This is a genomic window from Carboxylicivirga caseinilyticus (genome assembly GCF_050589785.1).
In the GTDB taxonomy this organism is placed as follows: Bacteria; Bacteroidota; Bacteroidia; order Bacteroidales; family Marinilabiliaceae; genus Carboxylicivirga; species Carboxylicivirga caseinilyticus.
In genome coordinates, this window is record NZ_JBNGOX010000007.1 from 97,312 (window position 1) to 122,198 (window position 24,887).

15 protein-coding genes are annotated in these 24,887 nt (G+C 38.1%); 1 reads left to right on the forward strand and 14 read right to left on the reverse strand.

Annotation, left to right across the window (positions count from 1 at the left end; genetic code table 11):
• Window positions 1–199: 199 nt before the first annotated feature.
• From ACRD62_RS05680 to ACRD62_RS05730, 11 genes are all read right to left on the reverse strand, one after another.
• Window positions 200–1,183, reverse strand: coding sequence for an amidohydrolase family protein (locus tag ACRD62_RS05680; RefSeq protein WP_430819162.1), 984 nt, complete (start codon window positions 1,181–1,183; stop codon window positions 200–202).
• 46 nt (window positions 1,184–1,229) lie between these two features.
• Window positions 1,230–2,369 (reverse strand): alpha/beta hydrolase-fold protein, encoded by a 1,140-nt coding sequence (locus ACRD62_RS05685; RefSeq protein ID WP_430819163.1) that lies wholly within the window; start codon window positions 2,367–2,369, stop codon window positions 1,230–1,232.
• A 9-nt stretch (window positions 2,370–2,378) separates the two neighbouring features.
• Window positions 2,379–3,233: an alpha/beta hydrolase gene (locus ACRD62_RS05690; RefSeq protein WP_430819164.1), complete on the reverse strand. Its 855-nt coding sequence runs from the start codon at window positions 3,231–3,233 to the stop codon at window positions 2,379–2,381.
• Window positions 3,234–3,273: 40 nt separating this feature from the next.
• On the reverse strand, window positions 3,274–4,137 hold the full coding sequence (locus tag ACRD62_RS05695; RefSeq protein ID WP_430819165.1) for an alpha/beta hydrolase: 864 nt from the start codon (window positions 4,135–4,137) through the stop codon (window positions 3,274–3,276).
• Window positions 4,138–4,179: 42 nt separating this feature from the next.
• Entirely contained in the window at window positions 4,180–5,037 is an 858-nt protein-coding gene (locus tag ACRD62_RS05700; RefSeq protein ID WP_430819166.1) for an MBL fold metallo-hydrolase, read from the reverse strand.
• A 93-nt stretch (window positions 5,038–5,130) separates the two neighbouring features.
• Window positions 5,131–7,314 (reverse strand): beta-glucosidase family protein, encoded by a 2,184-nt coding sequence (locus ACRD62_RS05705; protein ID WP_430819167.1) that lies wholly within the window; start codon window positions 7,312–7,314, stop codon window positions 5,131–5,133.
• A 169-nt stretch (window positions 7,315–7,483) separates the two neighbouring features.
• Window positions 7,484–8,680, reverse strand: a complete 1,197-nt coding sequence (locus ACRD62_RS05710) for an alpha/beta hydrolase-fold protein (RefSeq protein ID WP_430819168.1) — start codon at window positions 8,678–8,680, stop codon at window positions 7,484–7,486.
• Between the two features lie 108 nt (window positions 8,681–8,788).
• The gene (locus ACRD62_RS05715) at window positions 8,789–10,153 is read right to left on the reverse strand and encodes a hypothetical protein (RefSeq protein ID WP_430819169.1); all 1,365 of its coding nucleotides are present in this window, start codon (window positions 10,151–10,153) and stop codon (window positions 8,789–8,791) included.
• Window positions 10,154–10,181: 28 nt separating this feature from the next.
• Window positions 10,182–11,009, reverse strand: a complete 828-nt coding sequence (locus tag ACRD62_RS05720) for an alpha/beta hydrolase (protein WP_430819170.1) — start codon at window positions 11,007–11,009, stop codon at window positions 10,182–10,184.
• A gap of 33 nt (window positions 11,010–11,042) precedes the next feature.
• Window positions 11,043–12,596 (reverse strand): RagB/SusD family nutrient uptake outer membrane protein, encoded by a 1,554-nt coding sequence (locus ACRD62_RS05725; RefSeq protein ID WP_430819171.1) that lies wholly within the window; start codon window positions 12,594–12,596, stop codon window positions 11,043–11,045.
• 24 nt (window positions 12,597–12,620) lie between these two features.
• Window positions 12,621–15,824, reverse strand: coding sequence for a SusC/RagA family TonB-linked outer membrane protein (locus tag ACRD62_RS05730; RefSeq protein ID WP_430819172.1), 3,204 nt, complete (start codon window positions 15,822–15,824; stop codon window positions 12,621–12,623).
• A gap of 569 nt (window positions 15,825–16,393) precedes the next feature.
• Between ACRD62_RS05730 and pckA the strand changes: the two genes are divergently transcribed.
• Window positions 16,394–18,022, forward strand: a complete 1,629-nt coding sequence (pckA, locus tag ACRD62_RS05735) for a phosphoenolpyruvate carboxykinase (ATP) (protein ID WP_430819173.1) — start codon at window positions 16,394–16,396, stop codon at window positions 18,020–18,022.
• Window positions 18,023–18,092: 70 nt separating this feature from the next.
• Here the strand turns inward: pckA and ACRD62_RS05740 are convergent, their stop codons facing one another.
• From ACRD62_RS05740 to ACRD62_RS05750, 3 genes are read right to left on the reverse strand one after another with little or no spacing between them, the layout of a single operon-like run.
• A complete protein-coding gene (locus ACRD62_RS05740) occupies window positions 18,093–20,171 on the reverse strand; it encodes a beta-galactosidase (protein ID WP_430819174.1) in 2,079 nt (692 codons plus the stop codon).
• 3 nt (window positions 20,172–20,174) lie between these two features.
• Window positions 20,175–22,310 (reverse strand): glycoside hydrolase family 3 C-terminal domain-containing protein, encoded by a 2,136-nt coding sequence (locus ACRD62_RS05745; protein WP_430819175.1) that lies wholly within the window; start codon window positions 22,308–22,310, stop codon window positions 20,175–20,177.
• A 53-nt stretch (window positions 22,311–22,363) separates the two neighbouring features.
• Window positions 22,364–24,751, reverse strand: a complete 2,388-nt coding sequence (locus ACRD62_RS05750) for a glycoside hydrolase family 31 protein (protein WP_430819176.1) — start codon at window positions 24,749–24,751, stop codon at window positions 22,364–22,366.
• Between the last annotated feature and the right edge of the window lie 136 nt (window positions 24,752–24,887).

The following is a 24,887-nucleotide window of genomic DNA, read 5'->3' on the forward strand; positions in this document are numbered from 1 at the left end:
ATCAACAACTCTCAATGTGCATAAAATGAGGCATACACCATCCTTTGGCACATCAGCAAGGATGAACCCTAATTCTATTCTCGACAATAATTAATTTGGTTAAGTAGATAACTTAACGGATGAGTAAAAGGTGGTTTACAGCACTGGTTAATCAAAACTGAAAACCACCTTGCTCCTTTAATTTTAGTGGATTAATCTTTTACTCAGGCCACTCAAAATCGTCTTTATCCATACGGAAAAAGCGAGCTGCATTGTTAAATAAAATATCACGTTTTTGATCTTCGGATAGGTATTGAGCATGCTCAATTACTCCCATTGAAGTTTCGAATAAACGAGGCCACATCATAAAATCGGTTCCGTACATAATCCGTTTTCCGAATCCGGCCTGTACTAATCGTTTAATATAAGCATGAACTTCATCCAAAGGATAGCTCCAGATCATTCCTGAAATATCAACATATACATAAGCATTGGCTCCCATTAATGCGATCATATGATCGGCCATAGGATAACCGGCATGCATCACCCATATTTTTAACTTGGGATGACGTGCCAATAAATCTTCCAATAAAAAAGGATCACCTAAAGAAGCTCTGTATTTGGGCTGTGTAAGATTGGCCATGCCGTTTCCTCCTGTTCCCATATGGATACCTGCAGGAATATTTAATTCTTCAGCAACTGCAAAATAAGGATCTAGGGTCATATCGCTTGGCGACATCCCCTGGTATTGAGGAGCCACCTCAGCCATTACCTTATAAAATCCGCCTTCCAATGAATCACGAAACTGCTCAACGGTCAGTGTTCCCGGGCTTATTCCTGGAATAATTCTTCCTTTTGGAGCCGCATCAGCCCAATTGTGCAGTACCTCAGCATCACCAAACGCAATCATTGTCATGTTAAAATCCTTAATGCGTTTGATAACTTCATCCTGCATGTGCTGGTCATTTTTAGCCGGCGGAAGTGGATCAACACAATCCTGGTTCATAAAGAACGGGGCCTGCTCGTTAGGATCAGCACCTGGCATATCAGACAAGAACCAGGGACACATCGATGACAACCAGGCCGGATTGACTTTCATGGTGTGCACATGGACATCAAAAACAGGTTGCTTCGTTACTTTTTCCTGAGCAAAAGCACTTCCAGCTATGCAGCAGATTAATAATAGATTTAAGATTTTTTTCATATAAAAGATTTTATGGATTCTATATTTTATAAATAACGATCATGTGCTAATGCTTAAACAACAATGGCGCCAGCTCCAATAAGTTATGTCTCCATGTAATAAAGGTATGGCCTGCAGGATAGCTATTGGATTGATATTTAATTCCGTACTTATCAAACAAAGCTTTTGTATTCTCACCATTCTGAAAAGCAATATCAGATTTACCACCCATCGCTACCCAGAATAACTTTAATTGATTGATGGCCGGATTCTTCAACTGATCTGCATACTTCTCTTCCAGAAGTTTAATGCTATCCGGGAAAAAACCCGTACTTAAAGGCAATACATACCCGAACTGCTCGGGATAAAAAATAGCCATATTCAAAGCCTGCAAACCGCCCATCGACAAACCGGCATAGGCTCTGAATTCAGGTGTTGTCTTCACATTATAGTTTGATTCAATGTAAGGAAGCAGATCTTTAAAAAAGTAGTTATAGTAAGGATCCTGATCAACACCAGGCCCACTAAAGAAACCAGCACCCGGATTACCAAAGGGCATCACCACCACCATTGGCACCATCTTTCCTTCGGTTAGGAGGTTATCCAGAATAAAATTTGCTTTTCCGGCTGTAGCCCATGAGGCATCGTTATCACCACCACCATGCTGCAGATACAAAACAGGCAACGCTTCTTTCATGGTCTCGTAACCCGGAGGTGTATACACATGAACTCGACTCATCTGACCAATACACTTCGCTTGAAACCATACTTTTTCAAGACGTCCGTGAGGCACTTCCTTGATGGCCTGATACTCAGCTTCAGCACCTGGCACTTCCACCAGGTTAGAAAAGCCATTGGCACCTTCCTTCACCTGTGAATTTTTCGGATCAATGACCTTTAGCCCGTCCACAATAAAATCGTAGGAATATAAATCGGGTTGAACTGCTTCAGACGTAACAGACCATACACCTAGCTCATCTTTAGTCATATTTAAAGGCATCCAGTTTTTCAAAAAATCACCGGAAACTTTCACTTCAGATGCTTTGGGTGCATATATACTAAAGGTAATCTGCTTTTCGCCCGAGATACTGATAGAATGCAATGTGTCGCCGGGTGATGGTTTATAACCCGAAAACTGCCCATAGGAGGATGCTGATAACTGCACGATTACAGCTGACAACATCAATATTCGGAATGTGTATTTCATGATTGTGTTTTATTGACGAAAAACATTAGACACGAAAGGCAATGCGATATACAAAGCCGAATGCCAGTACTCCCAAGTGTGGCCACCATCGCGCACTCTAAACTGCATTGGAATTTTTGCTTCGTTCATGGCCATTGCAAATTCCAGGTTGGCTTTGAAGGTAAAATCATCATCACCACAATCCACAAACCAATCCACAGTTTTCATGGCATCAACAGATGACTGATCAGCATTTTGAATCAGCTTCACGCAATTATTATCTTCGACCAGTTGATGTATCTTTTTCTGCACCGGATCATTAAAATCAATCCAGAATAAATTATCATGTCGGTAAACATACGAACTCATGGCATAAGCAGCACAAAATTTATCAGGATGATGAGCAGCATATACAATGGTTCCTCCACCCCCCATTGACAGTCCGGCCACAGCACGATTCGCTTTGTCAGTTTTAGCTCTGTAAGTCGCTTCGATGTGAGGAATCAACTCTTCGAAAAAGTAATCTTCGTAACGCCAGTCCGGATTATTGAAATAGTTCATAAAGGTTTTACCGGCTTCAGGACAAACAATAATCATCTCTACCGCTTCGTTTGATGCAATCAACTGATTGGCCACATCACCCACATGACCTCTTCCCGGCCAGTCTTTATGACTACCTCCACCTCCGTGAAGTAGATACAAAACCGGATACTGCTTGTCGGTATTGGTTTCGTAGTTTGGAGGCAGATAAATGGAGTACTCACGTTCTTCATTCAAAATTTTACTGGGCATGGTTTTGTATTCAACTTTACCAAAACCCGGCCATTGAGCAAAAACCAGTGTTGTGAAAACACTTAAAAAACCTAACGTTAAAATCTTACGCATAATATTTTTTTTAAAAGCTAAAAGCCATTAGCTGATAGCTTTATTCATTAAACCCTTTTGATACAAATGGAAGAATATTGTATAAAGCAGAATGCCAGTATTCCCACTCATGACCGCCATCTCGAACTCTTAACTGACAAGGGATTTGAGCTTTTCGCATTGCCTGATAAAAAGAAATATTTACATCAAACAAGAAATCATCATCGCCACAATCAACAAACCAACGAACTGTTTTCAGATTTGCTTTTGTAGCATCATCAGCATTTTCGATAAAACGCACACAGTGGTTGGCAATAACCGTGCGATTCAATTCAGCGAACTTTTCATCCTGAGCCGGAAGACCACCACCTTCTTCAATACCCATTAGCGCACTTAAGGCATAAGCAGAAGAGAACATATCAGGATGTTTTTGAGCGTAAACAGTGGTTCCGCCACCGCCCATTGATAAACCTGCAATGGCACGATCCTGCTTATCTCCAATAATTCGGTATTTACTTTCAATTGCTGGTAAAAACTCAGTAAAAAAGAAAGTTTCGTAAGACCAGCCTTTCATATCGAAATAACCATTCCATTCGCGACCTGCATCAGGTACAATAATAATCATCTCATCTGCTTCGTCGGCATCGATAATTCGGTTAGCCACATCCTGCAAATGACCTCGCTGAATCCAGCCATTATTGTTATCAAATACACCATGCAATAAATACAATACCGGATAAGTACGTTCCTGATCAACACTATAACTCTTTGGAAGATATACTGAATATTGACGATAAACATTTAGCACCTCGCTTTTAATGCTGTCTATTGATGCTTTTCCTTGTGGGGGCATTCCCGGGAATTGAGCATAAGTACTACCGGCTAATAATAATGTGATAAAAAATAAGCCTGCTTTTTTTAACATGATAAATTGATTTTGTTTTGTTACTAATTAATCGCTTGAAAATTAATTACCGGGTGACACCTCACCTTTCAATCCTTTTTTAACATGTTCAGGATCATAAACAATGGTTGCCGTTTTATAGGTTGACATCATTGGTTTTGCAGCACCAATGACTGGAATAATAAATGGATGTGGTTTAGGTTCGGGCTGAGTTCCTTTTCGAATCATAGCTGCTAATTGCGACATATCTTCGATATATGATTTATCAAAAGCCCGTTTAATATGAGGGTAGTGACCGCAATAAACCTTAGTTATACCATTGTTCATTAACTTATGCATTGTACGGCACGATTTCTCGTAAGTATGCATGGAAGAAAAGGGCCATAACTGGCACCACACCTGACCTGAGCCAAATGCATCTCCTGAGTAACAATTACCTGTTTGGTAATCCAGCAAAACAATGGATCCAGGAGTATGACCCGGCATGTGTTTCACTTCAATTTCTTTATTTCCAAGATCGAAAACATCGCCATCTTTCACATAATGAATGCGGCCTTTATAAGGTTCTCTTAATCGATCTATCAGAACTTCATCTGCCTGATGAAAATAAATATCTTCAAAGTCGAAGATATTACCTGCATGGTCAACATGAATATGTGTTATAACGACATACAGGGGTTTATCGGTAATTTTCTTAACTACCTCCTGAAGGTTGTGACAATCGGTACCAGTATCAATTAACATGGCTTTCTCATCACCTTCAATAATATACATGGTGGTATTATCAACTGTCTCAATCACCCACATTTTATCTTCCAGTTGAGTGATGGTCAGTTCATCGTTTGCGAAAACTTGTTTTTGGGCTTTTATAGCCGAAGAATACATAAGAATAGCTATTAAAAGGGGAAGAAGTTTTCTCATTTAATGGGATTTGATCTGTTACTGATTTAATTAAAAACAGAGATGATGCTGCACATATTAAACTGTGCAGCATTTCTCTATAAGGGTTTATTACTAATTCACTTTAATTTTTTTCTTAAGCTGATTATCTGTTGCAGAGCTATTAACCTGTAGGATAAAATCACCCGGTTCAACTACCCAGCTTTTTGAGTCAACAGCGTAATAAGCAAAGCTGCTAACAGGAACTGTAATGCTTACCTCTTTTGATTCACCAGGTTGAAGCATTACTTTATCAAAGCCTTTCAACTCTTTTACTGGTCGCATAACTGATGACTTGGGATCTGAAACATACAATTGTGCAATTTCTGCACCTGCAACATTTCCTGTATTTGTTAGAGTGAAACTCACTTTCACTTCATCATCTTTTCCGTAAGCCTTCTTATCAGTCTGCATATTACTATATGCAAATGTGGTATAAGACAATCCAAAACCAAATGAGAACTGAGGTTTGATTTTCTTGGTATCAAACCAGCGGTAACCAACTAAAATACCTTCTTTGTATTCCTGAGTTTTGTTTACACCCGGATAAGATTCTTCTCCAAATGAATGAGCTGCATTGTCGTTAATGTTAATCGGGAAACTAAATGGTAACTTACCTGAAGGGTTAACATCGCCACTGATAACATCAGCAATGGCATTTCCGGCTTCGCTACCCAGGTACCAGGCTTGCATTACAGCATTTACATCCTTTAACCAAGGCATAGCAACTGCATTTCCGCTAACCAACACTACACCTACACTTGAATTTACTTCTAAAACAGCCTTTAACAGTTTGTTTTGATTAAATGGTAAATCGTAACTGATACGATCTCCTCCTTCGCAATCCTGCTGGAAGTTTTTATTTAGTCCTCCAACAAACAAAACAATATCGGCTTTAGCAGCTGTTTCCACAGCATTCTGGAACAAGCTATCCTGATTCAATGGAGATTCAATCACTCTACCATAAGCTGACGGACCTGATGAATAACCCATCGCATGCAAAATAGTAGCATCTGCAAATCGGTTCTGAATACCTGCCAATGGCGAGATTTCATATTTAGCTTTCAATTCTGAAGATCCACCTCCAATGGTCATTGGTTTGGTAGCATTCTCCCCAATTACAGCTATGGTAAGTCCTTTTGTTTCTTTTAACGGGAAGAAATTATTTTCATTTTTCAGTAAAACAATTCCTTCGGTTGCCACCTTGCGTGCCACATCAGAATGCTCCTGATTGTTCATCCTACCCAAAGGGCGATTCGGATTCATATTGGTACGCAACATTAATCGCAAAATTCTGCGAGCTTTATCGTTAACTACAGATTCAGGAATCTCACCACTTTTAATTTTTTCGTAGAAAGGATTAGCCAGGTTATAATCGTGATAAGGAAAATTCATAGAAAAAGTCAACCCATTAGTAAAGGTTCCCATTTCAATATCCAAACCGTTCAGGGCTGCTTCCATTGTACTGTGTGTACTTCCCCAGTCACTTACAACCACACCATCAAAATTCCAATCACCTTTAAGGATGTCATTCATTAAAACTTTGTTGTGTGTTGCAAACTGACCATTATATTGATTATATGCACCCATCAAAGACCATACGCCACCTTGCTGTACAGCCGCTTTAAATGCAGGCAAATAAATTTCATGTAAAGTACGATCGTCAGCTTTTACATCAATAACATGACGATCATGTTCCTGATTATTCAAAGCATAATGCTTTACACAAGCAGCAACTCCATTTTTTTGTACTCCTTTAATATATGGAACCACCATAATGGAAGCCAGGTATGGATCTTCTCCCATATATTCAAAATTCCGACCGTTATAAGGTGTACGATAAATATTTACACCAGGCCCAAGTAAAATATCTTTTTCACGATATCTGGCCTCTTCACCTAAAGCAAAACCATATTCGTATGATAATTCAGGATTAAAACTGGCAGCCAATGCTGTAAGTGCCGGGAAAGCTGTAATAGAATCATTGGTCCATCCTGCATATCCCCAGTCGTTCCAATTAATTTCACCTCTTACACCATGAGGTCCGTCAGACATCCATATCTCAGGAATCCCTAATCGGGCAACTCCTGCTGTACTAAATTTCGATTGCGCATGGCAAAGGTCTACCTTCTCGCGTAATGTTAATTGATTGAGAATTTCATCAATTTTCTTTTCCATTTCCTGGTTCGACATTGATTGAGCACTTACTAATTGTGCTAAAAAAAACAATGCTAAAACCACACTAAAACTCTTATTCATAATGAAGTCGATTATTTATTTAAGTTTGTTTTATGTCAGGTTAAAAGGAATAAAAAAAGCATTAAATGTGCTCTAACCAGAACATTAAATGCTTCTTAAAACGTTTCTTAAGTTATTTGAAACAAGAAATCGTTGATGGATGTATATATCCATCAACGATCTTTATTACTTATTTAAATAATTGTGGTACAAATTCCGAAAGATAATCACGCCAGTTAGTCCAGGTATGACCACCTTCTGATTCAACATAGGTATATTTCATACCCATTTCATCTAGTTTAGCTCTGTACTCTACACCTGATTTGTAAAGGAAATCAGTTTTTCCCATACCAATCCAGTAAAGTTTATAACCATTATCCATTTGCTTCTTTAATGTCTCATCGAAGTTTTCGTACACTACTGATTTAACCTGATCATTAGGTAAGATAGCAGCCGAGAACAAACCAACATAGTCGAATGTATTTGGATAATAACGAGAGATATGCAATGAATGGTATCCACCCATTGAAAGACCAGCAATAGCACGGTGAGCCTTATCTGCTTTAACTCTGTAATTATCCTCAACGAAAGAAATTACATCTTTGAATGTTTCTTCGAATTTTCCATCCATAGTATGCTCCAACTGCATGCTAGGCTTGTACAAACCTTTTGGCGATTCACCTGGAGCAGCTTGTTGAGCAACGTTACCATTTGTCATTACAACAATCATTGGTTCTGCTTTACCCTGAGCAATCAGGTTATCCAAAATTTGAGAACTACGACCTAAAGCAATCCAAGCTTCTTCGTCACCACCCATACCGTGTAACAAATACAAAACAGGATATTTGGTTTTACCAGCTTCGTATCCCGGAGGAGTGTAGATAGTCATACGACGAGTTGTTTCATTTCCAGGTGAATTATACCAGCGACGAGAAACAGTTCCGTGAGGAACATCCTGTACACTGTACAAATCAGCTTTACCGCCACCAACAATAAATACATCGGTAACAGAAGCAACGTCACGAATCATATAAACATTATTCGGATCCGTAGTTTTAAGTCCGTCAACAATAAAAGAGTAACTATACAAATCTGAAGCAAGGGGAGCTGAAGTAAATGACCAAACGCCATCACCACCTTTTGTCAATAAAGCCTTACCTGGCCCGTCGAATTCACCGAATGGAGTTTTCATTTTTTCTGTCGGTAAAAAGTCACCTGTGATATAAACTGTATCGGCCTGAGGAGCCATAAAACGGAAAGTCACAGTTTTATCATTATTAACTTCAGGAGATACAATTGGAGCTCCACCCCAAAGTGCTTGTTGTGCATTTACACCAATTGCCATTAATAGAACAAGCAGTGTAGAAAGTGTTACTTTAATCTTCATTTTATTTGAATTTAAATTAGTTACGTTAGGTCTCAGAGAGTGCCCTAAAAGTTTCTTGACTACAAGGTAAACTTTCAGGACACCTTAATCAATTTCTATTTAAATTATCTAGTACACAGTAACTGCAACCGAACCAGCGTATGTAGTCTGGTAAGAACCATTATCAGTTTCAAGATCCAGCACTAAAATAAAGTCATCACCATCTGCGATTACTTCTACTGTACCACTATTAACATAGGCATTACTTGCAACATCATCAACCACAGTTGTTAATACTGATCCTGCATCATAGTAATAAGTTGAATGTAAATATCCAGCTACGATATCTCCACTTGATGGACTACTACTTACAGTATAAGTTCCTTCTGTTAATGTAGCATCACTTAATCCATAAATCTGAAGATTAATAACGCTACCATTACCTGCATGTACCCAAGTATAATAATCTGCATAATAAGTAGACGTTACACCGCTGGTTGAGAACATTAAATAAGTACTGTAAGCAGTACCATCAGAATAAGCAATGGAACTTAGTGTGTTAGTTAAAGCCTCATTTGACTCCGAAAACTCAAAACTTCCTGCTTCATCTAAAGTTGGATAAGTATATGTAGTTCCAAATTCCTCTTCTGTAGCCTCAACATCTTGTATTGCAAGATTGGTTCCACTAAAAGTTAATTTTGAATCAGTCTCAGAAATAGTAATATCTCCACTACGAGCGTAAAGTGTTTCTCCATCCTGAGTATAGTAACAACCACCATACATAACATCAGTTCCCCAGCCAAACCAACTAAGGTCTAAATAATAACCTGCTGCTGCCTGATTTGCTGCACTCAAAGACTCAGCAATTGAATATGTACCTGTAATTGTTGTTGCAGACTCATCAGTAGTTACCTCAAGATTTGCGTATGACACACCATCAGCATAAACAGTAATTTTCTGTTTAACAATACCTGAAATCACTTGATAATTTGAATCATACACAGATTCTGTCTCTACACTATAAGTATATATTGGAATATACTCATAAACAATAGAAAATGAACCAGTCATTCGAACTACAGTCTCATCGGCTAAGTAAATAATACCTTCAATTTCGTAGTTACCACTTCCATCTTCTATAACGGAAATTGTACCACTTGAAATTTGCTGGCCATTACAAGTTGAACCACTTTCTCCTATTAGATAAGTTTTATTAGACGCAGTTTCACTTGCAGTATAATCTGACGATGGTAATGCATAATTAGTCGAATACATTAATAAATTTAATGTATTAGATGCATCGTCTTTTAGATTAATAGAAAAGGCAAATAGAGTACCTTCTTTATCTCTTGATTGAGAGTCTATAACTGTGTAATCACAAACATCCGGATGAGTATAAACTCCGTCGAGCGAATCAAGTGCCTCCTCTTCACATGAAACCAGCAATAAAGCCAGCATCATCATGCTTATTAAAGATTTGAATATTGTTTTCATATATTCTTTTTTACAACTTTATTTCTAACTAATTAATAAGGTATTGTCCAATGCGTTCCAGTGCCATTTGCAGCGATTTTTGCCAGAATACCCAATCATGAATTCCATCACGGGCAATATATTCGTGAACGAAACCCATGTTATTTAATGCTTCGTGAACCAACTCATTTGACTCAAAAACCAAATTATCGGAAACTCCGCAATCCATTGTATAATCGGGTAATTCTTCAAAAGAATCATATCCGGCAATAATGCTTGATATTGATGATGTGACAGATCCAACTCCTTCAACAGCACCACTCATTGAGTAACAATACATAAATTTATCAGGATAGGTAAATGCATAATATGAAGCTCCGAAACCTCCCATAGATAAACCAGCGATATAACGCATCTCGCGTGTTGTATACACACGATAGGTTTCTTCTATATAGGGCAGAAATTCATTCCAGAAATAGGTTTCGTATTGTAGTCCGCTTTGATAGCCATTTACATAAAAGGTATTAAATGCGTCCGGCATTACAACTACCATCGGCTCTACAACTTCATTATTAAATGCATTTTGCAGGATTTGTTTAACATCTCCATCTTCTGCCCAAGAGCTGTTATCTCCTCCCATCCCGTGAAAAAGATATAATACAGGATAATAACGTTCAGTATTGGTATAATAATCGTTGGGTAGTACAATATTGTATTTCATTTCTTGACTCAATACAGCACTACTTATTTTCTTATCGGTTAGAAGGCTAACATTATTTGTTACTACTACCACACTATCTTCCTCGGTACTACAACCTGCAAACAAGATTAGTATGCCTGTAAATAACAATAGTATGTTCTTTCTAACTTTTAACATCTCTGAACTTATTATCCTGTATTAACAATTGATCTACCAACCAGTATTTTGTTCTATATTAGTATTTAGCTCAGTTTCTTGTGCTGGAAATGGGAATAAGGCATTTTTTTCCTGGAATCCATATTTACCACTTGAATTAACCGATTTATAAGTAATAGTACCATTAGCTGCCATTACAGGATATGATTCTCCCTGGTCAGCTAAAATAGTAGCAGCATCTCCCCAGCGGATTAAATCCTGGTAGCGAACATCCTCAAAACATAATTCTAATCGACGTTCCAGTTTGATGGCATCCATGGTTGCTGTTTTGCTTGAAAGTTGAGCACGGCTACGAACCAAATTCAAATAAGTATCAGCCTTATCCTGTGAACCTGCCTGCAGATTTGCTTCAGCTGCCATTAATAACACATCAGCATAACGCATAATTTGAGAGTTGGCATCCCATGCAAAACCATAACCAGCTGCAGGTACTTCATCAGAAGTAATTTTGCTTTTCCACCAGAAATAACCTTCGCCAATAATGGTAAGACCACTTTTTAAACCTACTCCCATCTCCTGAACCTGCTCATAGGTCTTCATGGTAAGATTCAAACGATATCCGTCTTCACCTTCCTCTTCAACAAAAGCATCATATAATCCTTCTTGTGGAGCACAAAATCCCCAACCCAGACTAGCTAATCCTATTTCTGAAAGATCTTCATCAAAACGATCGGAACGCCAATGAATCATTAACTGATACATATTAAAGTTATTCCAAACGTTGTTTTCATCCACTACACGGTTTGACTCAAATAGTGACTCACAGTTGTTTTTATTACTAAAAGCTGTAATATCATCATAATCTCCATCATACAGGTCATATAATCCAGAACTGATTACTTCTTCAAATACAGAAGCTGCAGCCGAATAATCTTCCTGATACAAATGAGCTTTACCCAATAAGGCTTGTGCAAATTGCTTTGTTACACGGTAAACTGAATTATCATCTACCCCTGACTTTTCTACCAGGTAACCTGATTCAATTGCATCTGTTAGATCTTGCTCTACAAATGCCCATAGTTCATCTACATCACCGTTTTCCATTGAATATTCAGATGGTTCCAATGGATGATCAACCAAAGGAGGAGTTCCCCACATCGAAATCAAATCGATATAAGCAAAAGCTCTAAATACTTTAGCTTCAGCAATCATCTGTTTTTTAATATCTGAATCTGCCTCAATATAAGTCAGAACGATATTAGCATCATAAATAATACTGTAATAACTCTCAAAACATCCTGATAAAAAAGCATGCTCAGCTGTGAAAGTAAACTCATTCATTCTTTCCAGATCAGAATTATCACCACGATTTGCTCCTCCTGCCCAAACATCATCGGAACAAATGTTTTTCAAAAATTTGTAGTCATACTGCATGTCGCGCAACTCGCTGTATATTGCGGTTACTGCACCTTCGGCACTTTCATCTGAACCATAATACTCTTCCAGACTTACAGAACCATTTTGTGTAATTTCCAATTCTTTTTCACAAGAGAGCATCCCCAACATTACTGATGCAACTGCTATATATTTGAATATTATTCTTTTCATGTCTATAAAAATTTAAATCATTGATTAGAATGACACGTTAAGTCCAAATATTACTTTCTTCATTGATGGATAACTTCCTTTATCAACACCTAAAGAACTACCCACTCCGGTAACTTCAGGATCGAAACCAATATAGTTTGTAAAAGTGAAGTAATCTTCAAGAGATCCGTAAATCCTAAGATTCTTAATACCTACTTTATCTAGTAAAGATTTAGGAAGTGTATAACCCAACTGTAACTGCTTAATCTTAAAATAAGAACCATCAAATACTCCTGCTGAAGAAGCATAGTATTTATCCAGATCATTTGCCCCTGCACGAGGTGTAGTTCCAGTTGTATTGGTTTCTGTCCAGCGATTTTCTGTAAAATGCGTTAAACTGTTTACCGCATAATCGGTACGGTTTAAACAAGCAAAAACATCATTACCTTGCGATCCTTGTCCGAATACAATTACATCAAATCCTTTATATTCAGCATTTAAAGTAATACCATAAGTAAAATCCGGAATACCTTTTCCTAATTCAACTCTATCTTCTGCACTGATCACATCATCATCGTTTTGATCAACAAAAAGAGGATCTCCTGTTGCTTCATCAATACCGGCAAATTCCCAACCATTAAAATACCAGGCTGGTTTACCCACTTCGAATCGAGTAATTGCAGCAGTTGTGTGATAGCTTGCTCCAGCAATATAAGGTAATGACTGGTGAATATTGGTTACTTCGTTATGAACAGTTGATAAATTACCACGTATTCCATAAGAGAAATCACCTCTTCGGTCGTTCCAACCTAATTCAAATTCAAATCCACTGTTTACAATATTACCTGCATTCATAGGCGAAGCACTGTTACCCACAATATATGAAGGTGTTACCCCCACCATAATTAAGTCTTTCGTCTTTTTATTAAAATAATCAACAGCAAGACTTAAGCGGCTATTCAATAAACGAGCATCGATACCGATGTTTGTTTGCTCATGCGTTTCCCACTTCAACTCTTCGTTACCAGTATAAGATGGTTTGTATCCAATGTTATAAGCAGCACTTGAACTATATGGATAACTTCCGGTACTGGCTACTGAAGTTAAATATGCCCAAGATCCTAATCCGGCTAACGAACCATTTTGTCCCCAACTGGCACGTAGTTTCAAATGATCGATAAACTGAGAAGTAGATTCCATAAACGATTCTTTAGAGATTACCCATCCCAAAGATCCTGCTGGGAAATAACCCCAACGATTTGCCTCTGGTAGATAAGAAGAATCGAAGGCATCAGCACGTAACGAAAACTGAGCTAAATACTTATCCTTATAATCGTAACTCAAACGACCGAAATAAGCATTTTGAGCTTCTAAATCAGGCTCTCCTCCAGAGATCGCTTGTACCGCCTCATCCATTGCATAAGCAAAATAGTAGTAACGCTCATCATCCATTTGAACACCAAAAACATCTTCAGTACCATTTTTACTTCCAGAAACACCATACGAGCGAATCTTAGTAAAAGAGGTACCCAACATAGCTGTTAAATTATGCTGTCCAAAAGAACGAGTGTAGTTTGCAAAGTTTTCCCACTGAAGACGAGTATTGTTATAAGTTGAAGCACTCAAATTCATAAATAGTTGGTGTGCCATTGAATTGGCATAGTAGTCGTTATCATATCCATAACTTTCCGACATTCCCAACAAATATGAAATACGAGAAGTAATCACTAATCCATTAGTTGGTTTAATATTTAAGTAAGCAGTACCGTTAACATTAAAACCAGAGCTTTCTGAATAAGATCTGTCCCTCATAATTAAAGGGTTAATATTTTCGCTGGTTACATAAGGAGAAACACTATAGTAGTTACCGTTTCCATCACTTAGCAACTCTCCAACCCCTGTTTCACGATAATTAGCCAAAGCAGCAGCCATATCATCGGTCATGTTATCTTCAGTATATGTTACAGGAGTCATAGGATCTAACTGCAGTGTACTAAGGATAAGTGAGCCATACTCAGAACCTTCCGATACAGAGCGCGACTTGTAATATTCGATCTGATTATTAGATCCAACTTCCAACCAAGGTTTAACATTATAGCTACCATTGATCATACCTGTATATCTTTTATATACATCGGCATCACCTACTACCATACCATCATTATCCAACATACTTCCTGATAAATAGTAATTTCCTTTTTCGTTACCTCCCTGGAAATTAATACTATGACGTTGCATTACTGATGGTCTGAAAATTTCTTCAATCCAATTAGTGTTTTGTTCAAAATCCCAGTACTTATACACCAAGTCCATGCTAAACTTATCAGCAGCCGTAAAATAATCGATGTATTGTTCTGAGTTCATTACATGAGGCATTTTACCAATACTTTGCGATGTGTATTGATAATCGTAAGTAATAGTACCTGTTCCTTTTTTACCTTTTTTGGTAGTAATAAGGATTACACCATTACCAGCCTGAGCACCATAGATAGCAGCTGATGCAGCATCTTTAAGAATTTCCATATTCTCGATATCATTTGGTTCGATACCGGAAATAGAAGATGCAACACGTCCGTCTACTACATAAAGCGGAGTTCCACCATTGTTGGAGTTTACACCCCTGATGCGAATTGTTGGAGAACTACCCGGAGCACCTGATGATGAATAAACCTGTACACCAGAAGCTTTTCCTGCAAGAGCCTGCAATGGGTTGCTAATAGTACGGTTTTCCATATCTTCCGATTTAACCTGAGCTACAGCTCCTGTTAAACTACTCTTTTTCTGAACACCATATCCGATAACAACAACTTCGTCGATATCCTGAAGCTCAGATTGTAAAGTAACATTAAACGTTGTTTTGCCAGCAACGGTTAATTCTACTTCCTGCATTCCAATAAATGATACTCTTAAAATTCCATCTTCAGGAACATCATTTAATTGAAACTTACCATCCATGTCGGTAACTGTACCAATTGTTGAACCTTTAACAATAATAGTTACACCTGGTATAGGTGCACCATCCTGATCAACAACAGTACCGTTTACTGTCTTTCCGTCTTGTTGGTTTGTTAGATCCGAAAAATTGTCAGAGTTTTCAGAAACTCTATAACCATCTCCTTCATTTGTTTGATTAGTCTCTGCCTGAAGTTGAATCGCAACAGACAGTCCGAATATTAAACAAACTGTTTTTAGATTGTTTACTTTTCTTGGCCAAAGCCTGGAGAAAGTACCTAACCACTTTTTTTTCATAAATTTGCAGATTGTAGTTAACTAATAAAAGGATTCTATTCTTTTCCGGGGAAGGGCCTAATCTTCCCTGTTTTTTTATTCTTCTAATATTTAATCATATGTTATTTTGCATTTTTTGGATTTTCTATCACACTAAATATTTTTTCAATATTTTCATTGCGTTATATTGACACAAAGCTAATAAAATAATTAACAATTTTTCACGTTCGCAGTTTTTTTTGAATGATTTACTCTTATTGTATTGATTTAGTGATTTTTAAAATTTCATGATTTTTTACACTTTTCCACAGCAGATCTCACTCTTTCAATATTATTATTACATCTACTCTACCAATCAATCAGTTTATAACTAAAAATAGTTTAAAAATATCCTCCTAAAAATGAATGATTTTCAATGAAAAATGAATAAATTGAAAGAGTACACCGGTTTCCTGATTATTGACTTATTGAATTTTTATTTTTTCGACCTTCTGAATTATTCCACATGAATTCAGCGCTCTACCTGAAAAAGGCAGAAAAACCTTTTTATTTTAAATTAATTAAACCAGTTAACACTAAACTTCATTTTTATGGAAACATTAAAATCTGCAATTAATCTGCAACAATATGGTATTAATGATGTCCAGGAAATTCTCTACAATCCCTCTTATGAAGAATTATATCAAGAGGAAATGAATTCAGATTTAGAAGGCTATGAAAAGGGACAGCTTACTGAATTTGACAGCGTCAATGTAATGACAGGAAGATTTACCGGACGATCGCCCAAAGACAAATATATTGTATATGATGATACAACTAAAGACACCATTTGGTGGACTTCAGAACATGCTCCGAATGATAACAAACCCCTGTCACCTAGAATATGGAAAGAACTTAAAGATGAAGTTTGTGAAGATTTGTCGGGCAGAAAGCTTTATGTTACAGATGCCTTTTGTGGAGCTAATATCAATACTCGTTTAAAAGTAAGATTTATCACCGAAGTGGCCTGGCAGGCACATTTTGTAAAAAACATGTTTATCCGCCCAACCAAGGAGGAATTATATAATTATGGAGAACCCGATTTCGTTGTTCTCAATGCTTCTAAGATGACTGATTATAAATGGAAGGAACACAATCTACATTCTGAAGTATTTACTGTTTTTAACCTCACTGAAAGAGTTCAGCTAATAGGTGGAACATGGTATGGTGGCGAAATGAAAAAAGGAATATTTGCCATGATGAACTATTACCTTCCCCTGAAAGGAATTGCCGCAATGCATTGTTCGGCCAACAAAGGTAAAGAGGGTGATGTTGCCATATTCTTTGGTTTATCTGGCACAGGAAAAACAACTCTATCAACAGATCCACACCGAATGCTTATTGGCGATGATGAACATGGTTGGGATGATGAAGGCATATTTAATTTCGAAGGTGGATGCTATGCCAAAACGATTGATTTAAATGAAGATAGTGAGCCTGACATTTACCATGCGATAAAAAGAAATGCTTTATTGGAGAATGTTAGCGTCTCTGAGGATGGTTTAGTTGATTTTCACGATCGATCGATTACAGAAAACACCCGCGTTTCGTACCCTATCTACCACATTAACAACATTGTTAAACCTGTTTCAAAAGCGGGCCATGCCAACAAAGTAATATTCTTAACAGCTGATGCATTTGGTGTTATGCCACCGGTCTCCATACTTAATCCGGAACAAACCCAATACCATTTTCTTTCTGGTTTTACAGCCAAGCTGGCTGGAACTGAATTGGGAGTAACAGAACCTGTTCCCACTTTTTCAGCTTGTTTCGGAGAAGCTTTTCTTTCTCTTCATCCAACAAAATATGGTGAAGAGTTGGTTAAGAAAATGAAAAACCATAATGCAAAGGCATATCTGGTTAATACCGGCTGGAACGGATCGGGTAAAAGAATTTCAATTAAAGATACCAGAGCCATTATTGATGCAATTTTAGATGACTCAATCGAAAAGGCTGACACAAAGACAATTCCGATTTTCAATCTGGAAGTCCCTGTATTTCTGCATGATGTAGACCCACATATTATGGATCCAAGAGATACTTATTCTAATCCGGAAGTATGGACAGAGAAAGCAACAAACCTTGCAGAAAAATTCATCCGTAACTTTAAGAAATATACAGATACAAAATTGGGTAAAGAACTTGAACAAGCCGGGCCTAAGATTCATCAAAAAGCTTAGTTCAAAGAGACTATAAATTAATTTCAAAAGACAGGTTTACTTCTAACAAAATAAACCTGTCTTTTATCTTTTATTCAATCCAAACGGTTACGCCGGCTGGTTGTAACACCTTTTCTCCAATCAAAATGGTTGCCTTGTTATCCAGATTCAACTCATAATCTGTTGATGAATAATTAACAGCTACCCAAAAGCCATCGCGATACTGAACAAATACTCCTTCAGGATAATTTTCTACACCTATATCATTAGCATTGAAAGCACTCTTAATAATATCTTTTTCCAACTGACCATCTGTTGATTCAACACCCACATACCAAACAGTACCTTTTCCGATTTTATTTTTTAGCACACATGCCGTTCCTTTGTAGAACTGATCTTTGTATGAAGCCAACACTTCGGTATCCTTGTAAGGTTTAATCAGATCACCCCACGAACTCCAATGATAGGTTTTATCGTTCATTACAATGTTTCCCGATTTACCTCCGGGCAACATATCAAATTGCTCAATTTCTCCGCCAATCAAATCATTCATGATACCGGAGAGATTACTTTCCCATAAATGAGCATTTTTATCTTTGGCCCCGGTTCTTGTGGAAACAATCAGATTACCCCCATTCTCAACATATTTCTTCCACTTTGCAACCAAAGCTTCATCAACCATTTCGTAAGCAGGCACTACAATAAAATGATAGTCTTCAAAATTATCTTCTTCGGTGATAAACTCAACCGGCGCACCCAATGAATGCAGAATCTGCTGATAACGTTGCATATGCCCCCAGGTATTCCATTGATATGTCTGACACTGACGATCCAGATTCCACAAATTATCAAATGACCACATCAACCCTGTTTTACGCTTTGCCAATTTCTCAGGTGTTTTGGCTTTCTCTGAGTAATCTTTTCTTAGTTGATTTATTTCATTGATAACCTGTACATATTCCTTTCCACCTTGACTTAAGGTAATGCCGTCAGTAGTTACAATACCATGATGGTATTGCTCAGATCCATATAAAACCTGACGATAGCGATACGTGCAGGCAAACGAACTGCCTCCAGCAAAGCAATGCCACAACCACATTCTTACCGTTCCCGGTTGAAGCAGTGAATTATGATTGGCCCAGTTAACCTGCCCCGGTTGCAACTCCATCACGCCAGTTAAACCATCTACAGACTTGTAATAATCATTAGCATACATCAAAACCGAATAATCTCCCAACCTGAATCCCAGATCGCCCAGATTACTGCTTCCATAATTCGGATAAGCTGTAAATGAAGCAAAATCCATTTTTGTGCTTCTTCGGGGATCTGTTTGTCCACCTTTTGCAACATAATTGGTTGTGATATACTGTGATGGAACGATGTACTTTCTCAACTCTTCGGCCTGAAAATCCAGAAAAGCAGCTTGTGTGTCAGCGGTAAATCGTTTATAATCCAGTATGGCTATTGGATTTGTCCCCCACCATCCTACGGAAGTGGCATTGTAAATATGCACCTCATCAAACGATGCAAATAACTGACTCCAGAATCGAGTACCCCAAGCCTGATTTAAAGCTTCAATAGTTGTATATTTCTTTTGCAACCACTTTATAAAAGCCTTTTGAGCCGATGGACTGTAATCTTCCTTGGCCTCTGGTTCATTATCAATCTGCCAGCCAATTACTGTTTTGTTTTTACCATATCGTTTGGCCATTATGGCGACGATCAGTTGTGTTTTTTCTAAAAAAACCGGATTTGACAACGACATATTGGCACGTGTTCCATGTTGTTCGCGCTGATAGTTAGCATCCATCAGATATATTTCGGGATATTTGATGCCCATCCAGACAGGAGGACAAGGAGTTGGTGTGCCCAAAATAACCTTCAACTTATATTTTTTAGCCAGCTCAATGACTTTATCCAACCAGGCAAAATCATAAACACCTTCCTCAGGTTCCATCATAGCCCAGGCAAATTCAGCCATATGGATAAATTCAAATCCATGATTGGCAATGTTTTTAATATCCCGGTCCCATTGATCAGGATTCCAGTGCTCAGGATAATAATATACCCCGACAGACATTAAATCTTTCTTCTTAAAAAATTCTTGTGCATTGGTACTTAATGAAATTATAGCTACCAACGACAGAAATAAAATCTTTCTAAAATTCATATCTTATTTAATCTCAATATTCTTTGTCAATCTGATATTATCCGATGAGCTTCCAACCATAACACTAACTGATCCTTTTTCTAGTACCATTTGCTTTTTCACTTCATCCCAATAACAAAGATCTTTTAATTTAACAGGTATTTCCAATTTTACGGTTTTTCCTTTTTTGATATTAACACGTTGAAAGCCTTTTAATTCTTTAATCGGTCTGATCACTTTAGTATCAGGAAACGAAACATATACCTGAACAACCTCTTCTCCATCAAAATCACCAATATTGGCAATATCTAAGGACACCATGATTTGATCATCCGATTTATTTAACTCTAAATTTTCATACTCAAAACGGGTATAACTTAAACCATAACCAAAGGCAAATAGAGGCTGTTGAGTTGAGTACATATAAGTCCGGTTATTCCAGATATTGTAATCCAATAAATCGGGTAACTGGTTTTCATTCATGGGCCATGTTTGTACCAGTCGGCCTGCAGGGTTATAATCACCAGAGAGTACATCCGCCAGGGCATGTCCCATCTCCTGACTATTGTGTGTGATATGAACTATAGCCGGCAAATTATGGTGTGACCAGTTAATTGCATATGGAAAATTACTCACCAATACCAAAACTGTATTTTGATTTTGTTCAAAAACCTTTTTAATCCATTCTTCATCTTCAAGATTGATGGATTTTCGATCAACCGACTCTTTCCCATAACTATCACGTGTTACCTTTGCCCATCCGGCATTTCCTGTCGGGTGATTTCCACCAAAAACCAAAACCAAATCAGCTTCTTTAGCCGCAACAAGTGCTTCGTTCATTAGTGAATCTGGAACATAGGTAATTTCCATATCCTTTCCGAACCGTTCCTTCAAGCCTTGCAAGGGAGTTACTAAATAGGGAGCAGAACCCGAATACCAATCCAATAAAACCTGATCAACCAATTGTCCAATCACAGCAATCTTCTTTACTTTCTCTTTAGTAATGGGCAGAGTTGAATTTTCATTTTTCAGTAGCACAATCGACTTCTGTGTTGCTTCTCTTACTATTTTTTTATTCCTATCAGTCAACCATGGTTCAACTTCATTATTCTTTCCGATGGTGGCATATGGATTTTGAGATTCTTCATCCAACAAACCTAATTTTATCATCACCCGAAAAACGCCACGTAAAACCTCATCAATCTCGTCTTCAGAAACAAATCCTTTTTCAACTCCTTTGGTAATGGCTGTTTTATAATCATCCAAAAACTGATTAATACCGGATTTAACTGCCATGGATGCTCCCATCTCGATTGAATCATAGTATTTATGATCGGAGATTAACAATTTCAGAGCACCACCATCAGTACATATAATTCCGTTTTGCCCCCATTCGTCAACTGTTAATTCCTTTAACAGCGGACTAACCATCATTGGAACTTCGTTCACCTTATTATAAGCAGCCATATAAGCTCTTGATCCACCTTCTTCTACTCCCATTTGAAAAGGCAAAGCATAATACTCACGCAACTGACGTTGATTAAAATTGGAGCTTGACCAGGTACGACTATCCTCGTTGCTGTTAGCCAGAAAATGCTTCATCAATGAAGCTACCTGCCAATGATCAGGATCAGGTCCTTGTAAACCTTTGATAAAAGCCACCGACATGGTTCCGACTAAAAACGGATCTTCGCCATAACACTCTTCTGTTCTGCCCCATCGCGGATCGCGACCAAGATCAGCATTAGGCGCACGCACAACCAATCCTCCCCTTTTATATTTGGGCGATTGAGCCATATAACGAACTTCATACCCTTCAATTTCACCCATTTGACGCATCAGGGTAGTATCCCATGTTTGCCCCATTCCATACGATTGAGGGAAAGTAGTTGTGGGTACAGGATTCCCTCTGCCCCAGTTACCGGGTTCACCCATTGCCAGTCCATGCAATCCTTCAACATGACCAGTTGCTTCAATTCCCAAACGAGGCACGGAAGGATTTGTGCTTAAACAAACAATTTTCTCATCCAACGTCATTAAAGAAAGTAGGTTGTCAATCCTTTTTTCTGTATCCAGTTTCGGATTCTTAAACGGAAAGGATTGAGAAAAAAGCGAAACAGGAAAAACGAAACAAAGCAATATATATGCAATTCGTATCATGAAAATTAATAATAAGGGAAGTCCTGTTTTAACAATACTTCCCGGATTTATTCTTATTTATTCTCAGTCAAGCTGAAGGTGACTCCTTTAACAGAACCTTTTGTTAAGGATAGCTGATCATCTTTCTTTTCAACACTAACCTCAACCAATTCATTGTTTGATGGTAAACAGATAAATCCACCTGCTTTACTTGAATCACCGCAGAAAGTTCGCAATTCTAATTTTGACCAATCCATATCTTTAGTACTCTGAGCAAGTTTAATATGGGGAATAATGCTTCCTTCGCGCACCAGCATCACAATTGGAATATCGCCTGCCTCAATGGCATGCCAACCTTCTGCATACAATTTACCTGTCTGATAATCTATCCAGTTTCCTTTTGGCAGATACACATTACGTTTGGTTACTGCTTCAAAAAGTGGAGCCACCAGAATATCGGAACCAAACAAATACTCATCATCCACTAGCCAGGCACCCGGATCATCAGGAAACTCAACAAATAAAGCACGCATCATAGGCAAACCTTGCTCTGTACATTGTTTTGCCTGAGCATAAATATATGGCATCAGCTCGTAGCGCATATTATCAGCCTTTTTGAAGTCTTCCAGAAAACTTTCACCATATTCCCATGGCTCTTTTGGCGGCGCTCCATGACTACGGGTGTGAGATGTTAACATGCCAAAAGGAGTCCAGCGACGGTATAGTTCCTCAGGTGTTTTTAAAACAAAACCTCCTATATCGTGACTCCAGAATGAAAATCCACTCAATCCAATGGATAATCCACCTCGTAAAGCAGCGGCCATAGCTGTATTTGTATTGGCAGGATCGCCTCCCCAATGTAAAGGATATCGCTGACTACCAGCCCAGGTGCTTCGTGCCCACATTATCTGTTCGCCTTTAATCTCTTTGGTAATATCTGCAACGGCTTTATTATATCGTAATGGATACAGGTTATGCTCGTAAAACCCTGTTCGCCCGGATGCATAAATACCATTGTAAGGAGCAGCCTCGCCAAAATCAACTTTAATGGCACCAACACCCAACTTCAATAAATCACCTATCTTCGCCTGATACCACTCAACCGTTTCAGGGTTCGAAAAATCCAATACCGCATCTTCGTATGGTAGATTTCCTTTGGCATTTTTCACATACAATTCTTTTTCAACAATCTCATTAAACAAGGTATTTTGAGGAACAAAATAAGGCAATTGCCACAAACAGGTTTGAAAACCCTGCTTTTTCAGATCTTTAATCATCAACGCCGCATCATCAAAACGCGATTCAGAGAATTGATAATCGCAGCGCCAGTCCGTTTCGAACCAACCCGTGTCGAAATGAATCACATCACAAGGCACTTCATTATCACGAAGCTTCTTAGCTACTTCTCGCCCTTCCTGTTCTGAGAAATAAGTTATACGACTCATCCAGAAACCAAAACTCCAAAGTGGTGGCATAGCTGCCTTTCCTGTTAAATCGGTATACTCATCCAAAATATCTTTAGGATCGCCCAGAAAGACAAATAAATCCAGCGTTTCATCTCCAATCATTAAGGAATTAACACCACTGAAATACTTACCAAAATCACAGGTTATAGGAGTTGAAGTATGCATAAACATTCCGTAACCTCGGTTACTCATAAAAAACGGAATGGGTTTATACATGGTTTCGTTCTGTATACCGTTGGCATCATCGGTACATAGCACCACTTTTTGCCCTCGCTTATTAAACTCAGTATATGACTCACCACAACCGAAAATCATTTCGTTTGGCTCCAATGTAAAAGCTGCATTCACACTACGTGAATAATCCGAAGCCCTGCGCACAAAAGAAAATGGCATGATGGGCGTATAAGTGGTTTCGGCATTATCGATATGATGATTGGTTTGCGTCAGCAATTTTCCTTGATTATTATAAAACGAAACGCGCCATGGATTAACACTGATAACCACCTTTCCATATTTCGAAGTATAAATATGTTTGCCTTCTTCTGATGAATACTTCCACGAATGATCGACCGGAGCGGTGCCATTAACCAACATTAATGAAGGCTGATTAACCGTTTTATCGATACCTGTTTGCATCTGCAGACGCACTGTTCGAGGTGAAACAAATTCAAGCTTAAAAGGCAAAGTTGGTGATGCCTGGTATTCACCTTCGGGAAATTCATTGGGCGTTACCGGACGTAATACACCCAGCATATTATTGAAAGCATAGCGGGTCTTATATTCATACCTCGAATATTTAACCTTACCAACTCCGGTATTTGGATTGAAAGACGAAAGTTCTTCAGCAAAATAATAGGTATTCTTAAAGTCATAGAAATCTTTACTGATGTCGACAGGCTCATTTACCAAGCCGTGATTTTGTAATTGGGCAAAGATTTGGTGTGATTCGAAAAGCAAAACACATAAAGGAATCAACCAATAGAATTGTTTCTTCATTACTCTTAAGATTTAGTTCTTTGGATTTACACCGTAAAATTACATCTACCTGCAAGTTATGAAGTGTATAAAATGTTAACAATGGCTGACATTAGGTTTTTGAAAAACAAAAAGCAGAAGAACCGGAATCCTTCTG